The following is a 14859-nucleotide window of genomic DNA, read 5'->3' as shown; positions in this document are numbered from 1 at the left end:
CCATTGCGCATTAAATGTCGTCTGAGGAGTCGAGTTCTGCCTCGAGCTTGGCACGGCGTCTTTTCGCCGTGAAAAACGTTGCGCACAGGACAGCAAACGTGGCCGCGAAAATCGTCGCACCGCAGAACACGCCCGTGGCCAGGTTCGCCAACCAAAAGACGCTTTCGAGCGGTACAATCTGCGCCTCAGCGATACAGCGCATTGCGGCAATAACAAGCGCGAACGCGGCGCCGCTAAGACCGCTGACAAGCAGGAAATATCCAACAGGAAGATGCTCGGTTTGCCCAAAACGATTGGTATCGACATAGCCCTTCCGCGTTTGCAGTCCTGCGCAAATCAACATCACGAGAACGAGCCACAAATACATGGCTGCCTCGAACGGCGTTGCAAAGCCATGCGGCATTTCACTGGCGTCGCTGTGAACCCACGCAACCTGTCGAGCTATAAACTGGTAGAAAAAGATCATCAACATGCCAAACGAAAGCAGCACGAAACCAATCTTGTAGATCTTCGCGCTCTCAGCCTCCAGGCGTTCATCCTTTGGGCCGGCATATTCACGCCACTTTTGCACGATTTTCAGATCTTCATATTTCATAGTGAACTCCTAAAGAGCATTAGGGTCGGCGTCGGTTTCGTCTTCCCAAAACAAGTCGTTCAACGTAACGCGCAGCGCCTTACAGATTGCCACGCACAAATTGAGCGTGGGGTTATAGCCGCCCGCCTCGATAAGGCCGATGGTTTGGCGCGTAACGCCCACGGCTTGGGCTAAGTCGGCTTGCGAAAGGCCAGCTGCCGCGCGCGCCGCCTTCATGCGTAGGTTCTTTTTGCCCGGCATGGAGTTCCTTTCGTAGTAATGGACAGATATCCGTTGCAACATGACAGAAATATATTGCATCCATCAGAAGATGTCAACTATATCTGTCATTATGGAAACCATGTTCGTCATCGCCATAGGAACATGCAATTTCGATTCGCTTTTCAATCTTACTCGGGCAGAACCGAGTGGAAGGACCCGAGTAAGTGGGACTTCGGCAGGGAGCGTGAACTCGCACGTATAAAGAAGACGCTCAAGGCGCCCGCCTAGAAAGCGAAGTGCCGTCCTATCTCAGCGCCGAGACCTCAAAGATGACCAACGCCAGCGAAGTATTCGGGGCTCTCGCACATGGCTACTCATAATCGATGCCCGCGGCATGGCCAACGCGCACGCCAATAACCGGATTTGCCGGAACCATGCGTGCCCCATCGCTTAATAGCTCCGTTATTGTTCGATGATCTTCTTGACGACCGCGGGAACGCCTGCCGCCATCACGTTGTCCGGAAGGTCTTCCGTCACAACACTTCCCGCAGCGATAACGCAGCCGCTGCCGATGGTAACCCCCTGGAGTACGGACACGTTCGCGCCAAACCAGCAGTTATCGCCAACAACAATGGGCAGGGCCCTCTCGAGACCCAAGTTGCGCTCTTTTGCCCCAAGGGGATGCGAAGAGGTATAGAAGCCGCAAAACGGCCCAATAAACACGTTGTCACCAAAGGCAATAGAACCACCGTCCATAAAGTAGCAGCCATGGTTCACAAAGCAGCCGTCGCCAAAGGTTGTCTTGTCCCCGTAGTCAAAGTAGGCAGGCGAAAGGACCGTCAGCCCCGCCGGAAGATCGGTATCGAGCAAGGTTTTTAGGGCGTCAAGCTGCGCGTTGCTTCCGGGTTTTCCCATATTGAAGTCATGGCAGAGCTCCTCTGCCCTCGCCCGTTTTGCCAGAAGCTCCTCGTCAAAGTTGGCATCATGCCACTCCCCGCGCTCCATCTTCTCTTTCTCGGTCACTGTGAGCCCCCTTAATAAAAACATTTGTGGCGGCAATTCTATCATTTGATAAGCCGTCGGTTTCCATACCGATAACGAACGCGCGTTCGATGGATTTCGTGTTAGGTAGAATCGTCTGTGGGCTGGGCTATGCTACCTTGACTATCTATATGACTAAAACGCAGCAAGGGAGCACCGAGAGAGCGAGTATGGCAAAAAACACCGCAAACTATGGTAACGACAGTATCCGCCAGCTCAAGGACGAGGAGCGCGTACGCCTGCGCCCCGCCGTCATCTTTGGCTCGGACGGGCTCGACGGCTGCGCGCATGCTGCCTTCGAGATCCTGTCCAACGCCGTTGACGAGGCACGCCAGGGCTACGGCAAACTTATCACCCTTACCGCCTTTCGCGATGGCTCCATTCAGGTAGAGGATAACGGCCGTGGCTGCCCGCTCGACTGGAACCCTTCCGAGAAGCGCTTTAACTGGGAGCTCGTCTTCTGCGAGCTCTACGCCGGCGGCAAGTACAACAACAACCAGGGCGGCGACTACGACTTCTCGCTTGGCACCAACGGCCTGGGCTCCTGCGCGACCCAGTACGCTTCCGAGTACATGGACGTCACGGTTTGGCGTGACGGTAACAAGTACTCTCTGCACTTTAAGAAGGGTAAGGTCGTCGGCGCCAAAAAGAAGGCGCTCGAGATTGAGCCCAGCGACGAGAACCGCACCGGCACCACCATCAAGTGGCGCCCCGATCTTGAGGTCTTTACCTCGATCAGCATTCCCCACGAGTGGTATCGCGAGACCATGCGCCGCCAGGCCGTGGTCAACGCCAACGTGACCTTCCGCCTGCGCATCGAGGGCGACGATGGCGAGTTTTCCGAAGAGGATTTTTGCTACCCCAAGGGTATCGAGGACTACGTGCTCGAGAAGGTCGGTACCGACTACCTTACCGAACCCTTCTTTATCGAGGCCGACCGCCGCGGTCGCGATCGCGAGGACCTGCCCGACTACAACGTAAAGATCACCGCGTGCATGTGCTTCTCGCGCACCTTCATGATGCAGGAGTATTACCACAACTCATCGTGGCTCGAGAACGGCGGCTCGCCCGAGAAGGCCGCGCGCAGCGCTCTGACCAGCGCCATCGATGCCTATATTAAGCAACAGGGCAAGTACAACAAAAACGAGACCGGCATTAAGTGGCAAGACGTCCAGGACTGCCTGGTACTGGTGACCAACTGCTTCTCCACCCAGACGTCCTACGAAAACCAGACCAAGAAGGCTATCAATAACCGCTTTATCCAGCAGGCCATGACCGCCTTCTTTAAGGAGCGCCTCTCGACCTACTTGATCGAGAACAAAGACGCTGCCAACAAGATCGTGGAGCAGGTGCTCATCAACAAGCGCTCGCGCGAGAACGCCGAGAAGACGCGCCAGAGCATCAAGACCAATCTGCAGCAGAAGACCGACATGGCCAACCGCGTGCAGAAGTTCATCGACTGCCGCTCCAAGGACAAGAGCCGTCGCGAGATCTACATCGTAGAGGGCGACTCGGCAGCAGGCGCCATCCGCACCTCGCGCGATGCCGAGTTCCAGGGTGTTATGCCCGTCCGAGGCAAGATCCTCAACTGTCTGAAAGAGGACTACCCGCGCATCTTTAAGTCCGACATCATCATGGACCTTATGCGCGTGCTGGGCTGCGGTGTGGAGATCAAGGACAAGCGCATCAAGAACCTTGGTGCCTTCGACCTGGACAACCTCAACTGGAACAAGGTCATCATCTGTACGGACGCCGACGTCGACGGTTATCACATCCGCACGCTCGTGCTCACCATGCTCTACCGCCTGGTGCCCACGCTTATCGACGAGGGCTACGTGTATATCGCCGAGTCACCGCTCTACGAGATCAACTGCAAAGAGAAGACCTACTTTGCCTACACCGAACTCGAGAAGAACGGCATTCTTAAGGAGATCGGCGACCAGAAGTGCTCGATCAACCGCTCCAAGGGTCTTGGTGAGAACGATCCGGACATGATGTGGCTCACCACCATGAACCCCGAGACGCGTCGCCTGATCAAGGTGGAGCCCGAGGACGTCACCAAGATGGAAACCATGTTCAACCTGTTGCTGGGCAACGACGAGGCAGGCCGCAAGCGCCATATCTCCGAGCACGGCAAGGAATACCTGGACCAGCTGGACCTGCAATAGCAGCACATCGATAACGACGGCCCATAAGAAGTTCAAGAGGAAATCGTGGCAAAGAAGAAGACGAAGAACCAGCCAAAGAAAAAGCAGGTCAACGCCGAGAACGTCATCGGCCTGCACTCCGAGGTCACCGATCAGCCAATCACGCAGACGCTCGAGGTCAACTACATGCCCTACGCCATGAGCGTCAACGTCTCGCGTGCATTCCCCGAGATCGACGGCTTTAAGCCCTCGCATCGCAAGCTGCTCTACACTATGTACAAGATGGGTCTGCTCAAGGGCGAGCGCCAGAAGAGCGCCAACATCGTGGGTCAGACCATGAAGCTCAACCCGCACGGCGACGCCGCGATCTACGAGACGATGGTGCGCCTGGCGACGGGTAACGAAGCGCTGCTTGCCCCCTTCGTGGAGTCGAAGGGCAACTTTGGCAAGTACTATTCGGGCGACCTGAGCTACGCCGCCTCGCGTTACACCGAGGCCAAGCTCTCCCCCATCAGCGCCGAGATCTTCAAGGACATCGACAAGGACCCGGTCGACTTCGTCGACAGCTACGACGGTGCCATGAAGGAGCCGCGTCTGCTGCCCACCACGTTCCCCAACATCCTCGTCTCGGCCAACAAGGGCATCGGCGTCGCTATGGCGTCCGATATCTGCGGCTTCAACCTCAACGAGGTCTGCACCGCCACGATGCACTACCTGAAGGACCCCGACTGCGATCTGCTCGAGTACATGCCCATGCCCGATTTCTCGACCGGCGGCGAGATTATCTACCGCCGCGAGGAGATGGAGAAGATCATCGAGACCGGTCTTGGCAGCTTCCAGATTCGCTCCCGCTGGCGCTGGATTCCCGAAGAGCGCATCATCGAGGTGTATGAGATCCCCTACACCACCAAGACCGATGTCATCATCGAGCGCATCGTCAAGCTCTCCAAGGAGGGCAAGGTCAAAGAGATCGCTGACATCCGCGACGAGACCGACCTCTCGGGCTTGCGCATCGCCATCGACCTTAAGCGCGGCGTCGACCCCGACAAGCTCATGGCCAAGCTCTATCGCTCGACCACGCTGCAGGACTCGTTCTCGTGCAACTTCAACGTGCTCGTCGACGGCTATCCCCGTGTTATGGGCGTGCGCCAGATCCTGCGCGAGTGGGTCAAGTGGCGTATTGAGTCCACGCGTCGCCGCATTAACTTTGACCTGGGCAAAAAGTCCGAGCGCCTGCACCTGCTGCACGGCCTTGAGGCGATCCTGCTCGACATCGACAAGGCGATCGCCATCATCCGCGGCACCAAACTCGAGGCCGAGGTCGTGCCCAACCTTATGAAGGGCTTCGACATCGACGAGACCCAGGCCGAGTTTGTCGCCGAGCTCAAGCTCCGCAACATCAACGAGGAGTACATCCTCAACCGCACCAAGGACATCGCTAAGCTCGAGGGTGAGATTGCCGAGCTTGAGGAGATCCTTTCGAGCGAAGAGAACATCAAGAAGGTCATCAGCGACGAGCTGGCAGCGGTCAACAAGAAGTACGTGATGCCGCGCCGCACGGGCAGGGTCGAGCCCCATGAGGTTATCGAGGTAAGCTTGGAGCCCGAGGTCGAGGAGTACCCGGTTACGATCATGCTCTCGCGCGATGGCTACCTCAAGAAGATGACGGACCGCGTGCTCAAGAAGGCGACCACGCTCAAGTACAAGGACGGCGACAAACCCTTTATCGAGTTCCCGTCCTCCAACACCCACGAGCTGCTGGTCTTTACCAACAAGAGCCAGGTGTACAAGTGCAAGGTCACGGCGTTTGAGGACACCAAGTCGGCACAGCTGGGCTCGTACCTGCCGACCGATCTTGAGATGGAACCCGACGAGAACGTCATCTGGGTCATCGACCCCGAGGACTACAAGGCCGACGTGCTGTTCGTCTTTGAGAACGGCCGCGTGGTGCGTGTCGCGCTTGCCGGATACGTTACCAAGACCAACCGCAAGCGCCTCAAAAACGCCATCTATGGTGGCAGCAAGCTGCTGTATGCCCAGGTGCTCAAGGAAGATCGCGACATCGCGCTGGTCTCGAGCGACTACCGTCTGATGAACTTCAACACGTCGCTGCTCAAGACCAAGACGACCACCAACACGCAGGGCGTCCAGGCCTTTACGGCCAAGAAGGGCCGCTCGGTCACCACCGTCGGCACGACCGAGGAAATCCTTGGCGCCGGCGTCTCGGCCGAGAAGTTCACCGCGCAGAGCCTGCCCTCCGCCGGCGCCCTCATGAAGGAAAATGACATGCCGAGTTTGTTTGACTAAAACAACGGCGACTAAACCGTCATGGTTTTACAAAGCAGCGGGGCCCGGAGCGCAGTAAACGCTGCGCCCCGGGCCCCATGCATTACACCAGCATCATCCCTATAGACAAAATGCCGCATAAAGCGGAACAGACATAAGCCCATCATTCATTCCAAAGGGCTTAGTCGATAGCCTGATAAGGCGCACGCCCGGATGGGTCTTTTTAAGTGAGGACAGACTTCGAGATCTTGTGTTCTCCCCCGCCTTGACTTCAATCGCAGACAAGCATCCCTGCTTCTCTACTACAAAGTCGATTTCCGCACGATTATCTCGCGCCCAATAATGCAGTGGATAACCCATGGCTGAAAGCTGTTGGGCAACGTAGTTTTCGGTAAGTGCACCCATGAATGTGCCGCCGATACCGGCAAGAATATCGGCGCGTTGAGCACCGGCCTTGGAGACCAGCAGCCCTGTATCCGCCTGATAGATTTTAAAAGCAGAAGGGTTAACGAAGGCCTCTAAAGGGCTTTCGATCTGCCCGACTAGGCTGCAGCGCGCCACCGTACCCGACAATACAAGCCAATCGAGAGCATCTCCAAAGAGAGACGCATTGCCCCCCGCTCGCACTACCTTGTATTGAAATTTACGATTCTCTTTGGCAAGCTGCTGTGGAATGGAATCGAAGCACGCACGCGTCTTTGCGCTCAAGCGTTCATCAGCATATTTATTGGTGTCGGCGGAATATCCGTCGAGAATAATCCGATGCTTTTCGGCCACATCAATGATTGACTGATCATCGATGTACGTTTGGACCGCCTCGGGCATTCCGCCAACAACAAGATACTGTCGATAGAGCCCAAGCGCCTTTTCATGAAGGCTTGGCGCAAGAGGACCCATTATCTCGAATGATGAGCGTATCTCGTCGACCAGCTGATCGTGCCCCATCGCCCAGAGAAACTCCTCGAAATCGAGTGGAGTCATCTCAATCAAGTCGGTCTTTCCGACGGGGAACGAATACGACTGATGGTTAATGGCAACCCCAAGAAGCGACCCGGCAGCCGCAACGTAATACTCGGGAGCATCTTCGCAAAAGTATTTAAGGGAAGTGAGCGCTTCCTCGCATGCCTGGATCTCGTCAATGAACAGTAAGGTTTTGCCAGGCACGATACGCTGTCCCGTACGAGCCTCGATCGCACGTACGATCGAATGAGGATCAAGACCGCCCGAAAAATCCGCTCGCGCCGACCGGTCGTTCTCAAGATTAACGTAGACAACCGATTCGAAAAGATCCTGGGCGTGCGTTCTGAGCAAATAGGTCTTGCCACACTGGCGCACGCCTTTGACCAGCAAAGGTTTTCTATCAGCTCTGTCTCGCCATTCCCTAAGGAGCTCGTCTGCCTTGCGACGCATACGTAACCTTCCCTCATGAACTTCTATTTGACAATATTTTAACGCGGATTAATTTGTTTTCAGTTATTTTTCTGCGTTTAAAAATTGTTCTATACGGCACTTGAGGGAATTCGCCCCTATCTCTCGGTAAGGACAGCAAGCATTTCCACCAACGCTGATTGCCATGCGTTCTTCTTGTCCTTAGGCGAGCTTGCGAGCGAGCTCTCGCACCTCTTTCAACTTGGGCGACGATGCCATGCTGTCGCGCTCGGTCATGCCACCAATCGTGACAATGCCCTGGTCCTCCCACTTGCAGTACGCGCAGGTTGACTTGTACATAGCGATCGCCGCATCATAGACACCCTCGCTGTGGCTATCGAGCAAAAGGGCCGTCTTGGTGAACGGGAAACCCGTGGCACCGAAGGCGTACAGGCGGTCGATGGCGGTCTTTTCCTGCGCAGTGATGTCAAACCAGTAGATAGGCGAAGCGAAGACAACCATGTCGGTGTCTTTCAGCGACTCAATCACGTTGGCCATGTCATCCTTCTGCACGCAGACGCCCTCATGGGCGAAGCAGTACTGGCATCCCAAGCAGCCGGCGATCTTCTTGCTGGCAACGCGGATGACCTCGACCGTATGGCCGCCCTCACGCGCGGTCTCGGCAAACGCCTCGACCATGGTGTCAGTATTGGCGCCCTTGCGCGGGCTGCCGCTCAATACAACGATTTTCATAAGAATCTCCCTTCTTCATGCCGCAGGCGCACGATGATTCGGGACAGGTTTTCGTTAGCACCCTCGCAGCGGTTCTCCGCCCCCCAAGCAATGTGTCCGCTACGAAACAATTGTCTTGTAATAAGCGCCGAAGTCTGCCAGCGAGTCCATGATGGGCATCATCTGGCGGCCGAGCTCGGTAAGGCCATACTCAACGCGGGGAGGATTCTCGCCATAGTCATGGCGAAAGACCAGCCCATCATCCTCCATCTGCCGCAGGCTGTCGGTAAGCACCTTCTGAGAGATCCCCTCCAGGTTGCGGCGCAACTCGTTGAAACGCCAAGGGCGTACGCGTAAGTTACGAATAATGAGCAGTTTCCACTTGCCGCCAATGAGCGCTACCGCCGTTGCGACCGGACACTCCGGAAGCTCCTCTTTCGCCATCATGGGAGACCCAACCTCCTTGACCATACCGGTTTCACAAAAAGGCACGCAGTTACAAATATGTGCGTACTCGTATTTGCATGCGCTTTCGCGTTGAATATATCTCACGCAGGAGATGCCTGCAAGGTAAATCAACCCCAAGAGAGGAACCATTATGGCTAATTATGCAAAGACCCACATCGGCAATGAGAGCCGCGTTGAGCTGCACGAGGTGCTCGGGCTTACCGGAGCAGAGGTGAGTATCAACAGTCTTCCCGCCGGCGCTAGCGTTCCGTTCGTCCATGCACACAAGGAAAACGAGGAGATCTATGGCGTGCTCGAGGGCGCAGGCTCGGTCACGATCGACGGTGAGGATATCGAGCTTGCGGCCGGCGACTGGCTGCGCATTTCCCCCGCTGCGCATCGTCAGTTCCGCGCCGCGTCCGACTCGGGGATCACATACGTCTGCATTCAGGTCAAGCAGGGATCCCTCGATGCCTTCACGGCCGACGACGCCATCATGTTCTAATTCGCGATTAATCTGCAAGGGGCCGATACCGCTCGTATGCCCCCTTCGGAATAGGCGCTGAGCAGTTCCTGGGCATGGGCGAACTCGGGCCCTCGCCTCCAACCGAGCAGGCGGTTGACCGCGAGATTTCCCTGAACGTTGTGGACGAAGAGCAGATAGGCGTCCTCGCGCGAAAGCCCGGTCTCCTCCATGATCGAGGGAACCATCTGCTCAGCGCCGCGCTCGACGACGCGCTGTGCCACGCGGGCGTACGCGTCGTCATCCGAGTAGAGCAGATAATAGTCATCGTTTGCCGGCGGACGCTGGCAGAGGGCATCCGCCTCCGACCCCTCGAGCGGGGGCACCGCCGCCAAGGCCTCGTCAATAAGCGCATCGAGCAGCGCGAACTTGTCCTCGTAGTGCAGATAAAACGTGCCGCGGTTGATATCGGCGCGGCGGCAGATATCCGCTACCGTCATCTTCGCGAAGCCGACCTCGGCCAGCAGTGCAAAGAACGCTTCCCGTATGACCGAGAGCGTATAGCGTCGGCGACGATCGATCTTCCCCACTTCCATGGCCCCTCCAATTGCAGCGCTCAACAATATCCAGCAGCCGCTCGTTTATCGACAGCAGCTCGAAGCTGTTCATTGCTCTGATGCAAATCAACATTGATACTTTTTATAGACACCTGTTCATTGTAGTTGAAAGAGAGTATCAAGTGACTCTATACGAACAGCTCGTTATCGAACTCACCAACCGATCGTTTTCCCATCAGGCCGCCTACCGCGCCGGCGGCACACCATATGAGCTGAGCGACCGCGAACCAGAGCCCTACAACCAGCAAATCGAAACGTTTGCCCGCATGATCGAAGAAGCCGATTGCGTGCTGGTAGGCGGGGCTTCCGGACTCTCCGCGGCAGGCGGCGGCGACTTCTACTACGAGGACAACGCGACCTATCGCAGACATTTCGGCAAATTCGCCGAGCGCTACGGTTTCAGGGGCGCTTTTGAGGGGTCGTCTTACCGCTGGCCCACCGCCGAGTCGCGCTGGGGCTACCTTGCCACCTTCCTCGACACCACGCTCAACGCCCCACTGCGCGAGCCCTACAAAGATCTCGGCGCCATTCTTACAGAGAAAGACTTCTTCGTTCTCACCACCAACCAGGACACGCAGTTCGTGAAAATCTACCCTTGGGAGAAGGTGGCAGAAATCCAAGGCGACCACCGCTTCTTCCAGTGCTCCCGTTGCTGTACCGACGAGGTATGGGACGCCATCGAGCCGGTCTCTCGTATGGTAGAGGCCATGGGAGACGGCCTGGAGGTTCCGACAGAGCTCGTGCCGCGCTGCCCGCACTGCGGAGCAGAGGCGTTCCCCTGGGTTCGCGGCTACGGCAACTTCCTGCAGGGCGAGCTCTACGAGGAGCAGTACCGCAAGGTGTCCGACTGGATCGATGCGCACGCGCGGCAGAGAATCCTCTTCCTCGAGCTGGGCGTAGGCCGCATGACGCCCGCGTTTATCCAGGAACCGTTCTGGGCCCTCACAGCGCAGTTGCCGCAGGCTGGCTACATCGCCGTGAACAACAGGACACAGTTTCTCCCCCGTGCGATCGAGGATCGGGGGTTCGCCGTTCGCGCCGACATCGCCGACGTGCTCGCCGACGTGCGCAAAACGCTGGGGAGGTAGCACATGGAAACGGTAAAAGCGGTTCGTATCGGCCAGGCACTTGCCGAGGCGGATCTTGTCATCATCGGCGCCAGCAACGGGCTCGACATGGCGGAGGGGCTCAACCTCTTCCGCGCCGACGCTCATTTCCGAGAGACGTACGGGGACCTCGCTCAGGCCGACGGCATCGGCTGCATACTGCAGGGGCTCGCCTCTCCGGATGCAAACGTGCGACGCCGATGGGTCGAGCGGTTCCATCAAAAGGAGTGTGTCGAGTATGAGCCCAGCCCGCTCATGAACGAGCTGCGGCATCTTACGGAGCACGCCGACACCTACGTGATCACGTGCAATATTGACGGGCACTTCGCACGTGCAGGGTTCAACGAGAACCGCGTGCTCGAGACGGAGGGAAGCACGCGCACGTCGATTGACGAGCAGCGTCTCGCCCATCCAGACGCCCTCGCCACAGCCCAGCTCGAGGAGCTCGAGTGCCTCGTGCGCACCCATCGCAACGGCAGGGTCGCCATCCTCGAACTTGGCGTGGGGCTGCGCAACGGCATCATAAAGCGCATGCTCGCCCAGGTCGCGAGCGCCTGCGAGCACGTCACCTACATCGTGTTCAATTTCAGCCAGGCCATGGCGCCCGACGCCTCGTGCGAGACGATTCTCGTTGACGGCGATATGGCCCCGGCTTTCGAGGAGATCGCCCGATGCCGTCCCTAGAAAGAGAAGTGATGAGGCTTCGAAGTCTTATCGACGATGCCGACGCCATCATCGTCGGCATCGGCTCGGGCATGTCGAGCGCCGCCGGGTTCAACCATTACAACCGCGCAGGCATGACGCGCGCCGGAATGGAGGACTGGCAGCAGGCCTTTGGCTTCAAGAGCCTTTTCGACGGCTTCTACTACCTCTACCCCAGCCTCGAGCAGCAATGGGCCTACTACGCGCGATACATCGACTTCATGCTGCGCGAGCCGGCCTCGCAGCCCTATCTCGACCTGCGCTCCCTCATCGCCCACAAGGACTACTTTATCCTGAGCACCAACGTGGACACCCAGGTCGAGAAAACGTTTCCCGCCGAGAGGATCTGCAACTATCAGGGAAGCTTCGCGCACCTTCAGTGCAAGCAACCATGCTGCGACGAGCTCTTCGACGCGAGCCCCTACGTCGAACGCATGCTCGCGGGCATGGCGGGGTTCGAGGTCCTCAGCGAGGACGTCCCCCGATGCCCGCATTGCGGCTGGCAGCTCGTGCCGTGGGTGCGCGACGACACGTTTCTGCAGGGTGCGGCCTGGCGCGAGAGCCTCGGACGATACGAGCGCTTCGTGCGCGAGCACAGCGATCACCGCGTGCTGTTGCTGGAGCTCGGCGTGGGCGAGATGACCCCCGGCATCATCACGCTCCCGTTCTGGAGCATGACCGCGAAGCTGCCGGATGCGCACCTTTTGAGCGTAAACATCTCGGGCGACTCGGCTCCGTTGCAGCTTGGAAGCAAGGCAGAGGCGATCCAGGCCGATTTGAGCACGCTGCTCTCGGCGGCGCGGGCAGGTGGCGAGTAACGCGGAGCGGTAGACGCGCAATGAGGTTTTAGCCGCAGCCTCCGAACGAGAGGGCTCGGAGGCTGGTATTCCTGAATCGCAGGTCACGATGGGTTATCGGAATCGCGAAGAGCGGATACCGCCAGTAAGCCCCCTTCGGAATAGGCGTTGAGCAGCTCCTGGGCATGGGCGAACTCGGGGCCTCGTCGATAAGCGCATCGAGCAGCGCGTACTTATCCTCGTAATGCAGATAGAACGTTCCCCGGTTGATCTCGGCGCGGCGGCAGATGTCCGCCACCGTCATCTTCGCGAAGCCGACCTCGGCCAGCAGCGCGAAGAACGCCTCCTGTATGACCGAGAGGGTGTAGCGCCGCCGGCGGTCGATCTTGGTTTCTCCCATCGCCTCTCCAATCTGAGTCGTTTGACAATGTCCAGTAGCTGTTCGTTTATCGACAGGTGCACGCGTTTGTTCATTGCCCCTGCGAAAATCAACAAGGATACTGTTTATAGACACCTGTTTTTTATAGCTGAAAGGGAGCACGGATGACCCTGTGCGAGAAGCTCGGCATCGGGCTTGTCAGCCGATCGTTTTCCCATCGGGCCGTCTATCGAAACGGCGGCACGTCATACGATTTGAGCGATTGCGAGCCTGCTGCTTGCAAGCAAGATATCGAGGCTTTTGCCCGCAAGGTGGGGGAGGCTGATTGCGTGTTTACGGGAGAGGCAGGTAGGCAGGCGTTATGAGCATCTGCATCAAAAATCAGATTCAGAATATGAATATCGTCATCGGCTGCACGGTGGGGTGTCCATATTGCTATGCCCGTAACAATGTGAAACGTTGGCATATGATTGACGACTTCGCTGATCCTGCGTTCTTCCCGAGCAAGCTCAAGATGATGGAAAAGAAACGCCCGCAGAACTTTCTCCTTACCGGCATGAGCGATCTCTCCGGGTGGAAGCCGGAATGGCGAGACGAGGTATTTGCAAAGATCCATGAGAATCCACAGCATCAGTTCCTGTTCCTGACCAAGAGACCCGATTTGCTGGATTTAGATACCGACCTGGAAAACGCATGGTTCGGCGTTACGGTGACGAGGAAAGCGGAGCTGTGGCGTATCGACGCCCTTCGGAAAAACGTCAAAGCAAATCACTTCTTCGTTACTTTTGAGCCGCTATTCGACGATCCCGGTACGGTCGACCTTTCCGGAATCAACTGGATCGTCGTCGGTACCATGACCGGGGCGCAGAGCAGGAAGGTTCATACGGAACCGGAGTGGGCATGGTCTTTGACGGACCAGGCGCACGCGCTTGGCATTCCAATGTTTATGAAGGAAGACCTCGTCTCTGTCATAGGGGACGAAAACATGATTCAGGAATTGCCGGAAGAATTCGAAAGAGTGCTGGAGGTGCAGAGAACATGGCGGAAGTGATCGATGGAATCCTCATCAATGAGGTGGAAGCAAAGAACATCATGACCAAGTCCAGCCTGCCGGTAGGCGGCTACTCGGTCAATCCCTATGTAGGCTGCACGCATGCCTGCAAGTATTGCTATGCCTCCTTTATGAAGCGCTTTACCGGACACAAGGAGGAATGGGGCACCTTTCTTGATGTGAAGCATTGGCCGGAAATCAAGAATCCGAAGAAATACGCTGGACAGCGGGTGGTTATCGGTTCTGTGACGGATGGCTACAATCCACAGGAGGAGCGATTCGGGAATACCAGGAAACTCCTGGAGCAGCTGATTGGCAGCGATGCAGATATTCTGATCTGCACAAAGTCCGATCTTGTGGTACGGGACATCGATCTGCTGAAGAGGCTTGGACGAGTGACCGTTTCATGGTCGATCAACACGCTGGATGAGAACTTCAAGAACGATATGGACTCCGCGTTGAGCATCGAGCGTCGTATCGCTGCTATGAAGCAGGTGTATGACGAAGATATCCGTACGGTCTGCTTCGTGTCCCCGGTATTTCCCGGCATCACGGATTTTGAGATGATTTTTGAGCGAGTAAAGGATCGGTGCGATTTGTTTTGGCTCGAAAATCTCAATCTTCGGGGTGGTTTCAAAAAAGCGATCCTGGATTATATCGCCGAGAAACATCCCAATCTCGTACCGCTTTACGATGAGATCTATAACAAGCGCAACCGTAGCTATTTTGAAGCGCTTGAAGTAAAAGCCGAGGAAATGGCCAAGAAGTACGATTGCCCCTTTGTGGACAACGAAATGCCTTATGGCAGAGTCCCCCAGGGGCATCCGGTGATCGTGGACTACTTCTATCACGAGGAAGTCCGAGGGTCAGATAATAGCGGAAAAAGAAAGGCTCTGTTAGACCAGGATTGACATACATGTGTCCCCA

Annotated in this window: 17 protein-coding genes; 9 read left to right on the top strand and 8 right to left on the bottom strand. The window is 56.9% G+C overall.

Annotated elements, in window-relative coordinates:
* Positions 1 to 10: 10 nt before the first annotated feature.
* The 3 genes from DW211_RS09285 to DW211_RS09275 all read right to left on the bottom strand — a co-directional run bounded on the left by DW211_RS09285 (position 11) and on the right by DW211_RS09275 (position 1819).
* Entirely contained in the window at positions 11 to 595 is a 585-nt protein-coding gene (locus tag DW211_RS09285) for a hypothetical protein (RefSeq protein ID WP_118260444.1), read from the bottom strand.
* Positions 596 to 604: 9 nt separating this feature from the next.
* The gene (locus DW211_RS09280) at positions 605 to 835 is read right to left on the bottom strand and encodes a helix-turn-helix transcriptional regulator (RefSeq protein WP_055252407.1); all 231 of its coding nucleotides are present in this window, start codon (positions 833 to 835) and stop codon (positions 605 to 607) included.
* Positions 836 to 1258: 423 nt separating this feature from the next.
* Positions 1259 to 1819, bottom strand: coding sequence for a sugar O-acetyltransferase (locus tag DW211_RS09275; RefSeq protein WP_199576771.1), 561 nt, complete (start codon positions 1817 to 1819; stop codon positions 1259 to 1261).
* A gap of 188 nt (positions 1820 to 2007) precedes the next feature.
* Here DW211_RS09275 and DW211_RS09270 point away from each other — a divergent pair, with 188 nt between their 5' ends.
* On the top strand, positions 2008 to 4005 hold the full coding sequence (locus DW211_RS09270; RefSeq protein ID WP_118260442.1) for a type IIA DNA topoisomerase subunit B: 1998 nt from the start codon (positions 2008 to 2010) through the stop codon (positions 4003 to 4005).
* Between the two features lie 45 nt (positions 4006 to 4050).
* Complete coding sequence (locus tag DW211_RS09265; protein ID WP_118260440.1) at positions 4051 to 6291, top strand: DNA gyrase subunit A; 2241 nt, start codon at positions 4051 to 4053, stop codon at positions 6289 to 6291.
* A 99-nt stretch (positions 6292 to 6390) separates the two neighbouring features.
* Here the strand turns inward: DW211_RS09265 and DW211_RS09260 are convergent, their stop codons facing one another.
* From DW211_RS09260 to DW211_RS09250, 3 genes are all read right to left on the bottom strand, one after another.
* On the bottom strand, positions 6391 to 7680 hold the full coding sequence (locus DW211_RS09260) for an ATP-binding protein (RefSeq protein WP_117790850.1): 1290 nt from the start codon (positions 7678 to 7680) through the stop codon (positions 6391 to 6393).
* Positions 7681 to 7860: 180 nt separating this feature from the next.
* Complete coding sequence (locus tag DW211_RS09255; RefSeq protein ID WP_118260438.1) at positions 7861 to 8391, bottom strand: flavodoxin family protein; 531 nt, start codon at positions 8389 to 8391, stop codon at positions 7861 to 7863.
* A gap of 99 nt (positions 8392 to 8490) precedes the next feature.
* Positions 8491 to 8817: a helix-turn-helix domain-containing protein gene (locus DW211_RS09250; protein WP_117803809.1), complete on the bottom strand. Its 327-nt coding sequence runs from the start codon at positions 8815 to 8817 to the stop codon at positions 8491 to 8493.
* Between the two features lie 151 nt (positions 8818 to 8968).
* On the opposite strand from DW211_RS09250, the gene DW211_RS09245 reads away from it, so the two are divergent.
* The gene (locus tag DW211_RS09245) at positions 8969 to 9322 is read left to right on the top strand and encodes a cupin domain-containing protein (RefSeq protein WP_118260436.1); all 354 of its coding nucleotides are present in this window, start codon (positions 8969 to 8971) and stop codon (positions 9320 to 9322) included.
* On the opposite strand, the gene DW211_RS09240 is transcribed toward DW211_RS09245, so the two are convergent.
* On the bottom strand, positions 9319 to 9876 hold the full coding sequence (locus tag DW211_RS09240; protein ID WP_118260434.1) for a TetR/AcrR family transcriptional regulator: 558 nt from the start codon (positions 9874 to 9876) through the stop codon (positions 9319 to 9321). The two genes, DW211_RS09245 and DW211_RS09240, sit on opposite strands and share 4 nt — an antisense overlap.
* Positions 9877 to 10019: 143 nt before the next feature.
* On the opposite strand from DW211_RS09240, the gene DW211_RS09235 reads away from it, so the two are divergent.
* From DW211_RS09235 to DW211_RS09225, 3 genes are read left to right on the top strand one after another with little or no spacing between them, the layout of a single operon-like run.
* Complete coding sequence (locus tag DW211_RS09235; protein ID WP_199576769.1) at positions 10020 to 10985, top strand: Sir2 silent information regulator family NAD-dependent deacetylase; 966 nt, start codon at positions 10020 to 10022, stop codon at positions 10983 to 10985.
* A 3-nt stretch (positions 10986 to 10988) separates the two neighbouring features.
* Positions 10989 to 11687, top strand: a complete 699-nt coding sequence (locus DW211_RS09230; RefSeq protein WP_118260432.1) for a hypothetical protein — start codon at positions 10989 to 10991, stop codon at positions 11685 to 11687.
* A gap of 11 nt (positions 11688 to 11698) precedes the next feature.
* Positions 11699 to 12523, top strand: coding sequence for an NAD-dependent protein deacetylase, SIR2 family (locus DW211_RS09225; protein ID WP_118260430.1), 825 nt, complete (start codon positions 11699 to 11701; stop codon positions 12521 to 12523).
* Positions 12524 to 12551: 28 nt separating this feature from the next.
* Here DW211_RS09225 and DW211_RS09220 read toward each other — a convergent pair whose 3' ends face one another.
* Positions 12552 to 12902 (bottom strand): TetR/AcrR family transcriptional regulator, encoded by a 351-nt coding sequence (locus tag DW211_RS09220; RefSeq protein ID WP_089572809.1) that lies wholly within the window; start codon positions 12900 to 12902, stop codon positions 12552 to 12554.
* Between the two features lie 143 nt (positions 12903 to 13045).
* On the opposite strand from DW211_RS09220, the gene DW211_RS09215 reads away from it, so the two are divergent.
* From DW211_RS09215 to DW211_RS09205, 3 genes are read left to right on the top strand one after another with little or no spacing between them, the layout of a single operon-like run.
* Positions 13046 to 13246, top strand: a complete 201-nt coding sequence (locus DW211_RS09215) for a hypothetical protein (protein WP_089572807.1) — start codon at positions 13046 to 13048, stop codon at positions 13244 to 13246.
* Positions 13243 to 13932, top strand: a complete 690-nt coding sequence (locus tag DW211_RS09210; RefSeq protein ID WP_118260428.1) for a radical SAM mobile pair protein A — start codon at positions 13243 to 13245, stop codon at positions 13930 to 13932. Before DW211_RS09215 ends, DW211_RS09210 begins: the two co-directional genes overlap by 4 nt.
* Positions 13920 to 14843: a radical SAM mobile pair protein B gene (locus DW211_RS09205; RefSeq protein ID WP_118260426.1), complete on the top strand. Its 924-nt coding sequence runs from the start codon at positions 13920 to 13922 to the stop codon at positions 14841 to 14843. The genes DW211_RS09210 and DW211_RS09205 overlap by 13 nt, the downstream gene beginning before the upstream one ends.
* The last annotated feature ends 16 nt before the right edge of the window (positions 14844 to 14859 follow it).

The sequence above is a fragment of the Collinsella sp. AM18-10 genome (genome assembly GCF_003471585.1).
GTDB lineage: Bacteria > Actinomycetota > Coriobacteriia > Coriobacteriales > Coriobacteriaceae > Collinsella.
This window is presented reverse-complemented; position numbering and strand designations above follow the sequence as displayed.

Bases quoted from the DNA above. Each gene is read 5' to 3' on its own strand.
- DW211_RS09285 (WP_118260444.1), bottom strand. From the start codon at position 595: ATGAAATATGAAGATCTGAAAATCGTGCAAAAGTGGCGTGAATATGCC.
- DW211_RS09280 (WP_055252407.1), bottom strand. From the start codon at position 835: ATGCCGGGCAAAAAGAACCTACGCATGAAGGCGGCGCGCGCGGCAGCT.
- DW211_RS09270 (WP_118260442.1), top strand. From the start codon at position 2,008: ATGGCAAAAAACACCGCAAACTATGGTAACGACAGTATCCGCCAGCTC.
- DW211_RS09260 (WP_117790850.1), bottom strand. From the start codon at position 7,680: ATGCGTCGCAAGGCAGACGAGCTCCTTAGGGAATGGCGAGACAGAGCT.
- DW211_RS09255 (WP_118260438.1), bottom strand. From the start codon at position 8,391: ATGAAAATCGTTGTATTGAGCGGCAGCCCGCGCAAGGGCGCCAATACT.
- DW211_RS09250 (WP_117803809.1), bottom strand. From the start codon at position 8,817: ATGATGGCGAAAGAGGAGCTTCCGGAGTGTCCGGTCGCAACGGCGGTA.
- DW211_RS09245 (WP_118260436.1), top strand. From the start codon at position 8,969: ATGGCTAATTATGCAAAGACCCACATCGGCAATGAGAGCCGCGTTGAG.
- DW211_RS09240 (WP_118260434.1), bottom strand. From the start codon at position 9,876: ATGGAAGTGGGGAAGATCGATCGTCGCCGACGCTATACGCTCTCGGTC.
- DW211_RS09230 (WP_118260432.1), top strand. From the start codon at position 10,989: ATGGAAACGGTAAAAGCGGTTCGTATCGGCCAGGCACTTGCCGAGGCG.
- DW211_RS09225 (WP_118260430.1), top strand. From the start codon at position 11,699: ATGAGGCTTCGAAGTCTTATCGACGATGCCGACGCCATCATCGTCGGC.
- DW211_RS09220 (WP_089572809.1), bottom strand. From the start codon at position 12,902: ATGGGAGAAACCAAGATCGACCGCCGGCGGCGCTACACCCTCTCGGTC.
- DW211_RS09215 (WP_089572807.1), top strand. From the start codon at position 13,046: ATGACCCTGTGCGAGAAGCTCGGCATCGGGCTTGTCAGCCGATCGTTT.
- DW211_RS09210 (WP_118260428.1), top strand. From the start codon at position 13,243: ATGAGCATCTGCATCAAAAATCAGATTCAGAATATGAATATCGTCATC.
- DW211_RS09205 (WP_118260426.1), top strand. From the start codon at position 13,920: ATGGCGGAAGTGATCGATGGAATCCTCATCAATGAGGTGGAAGCAAAG.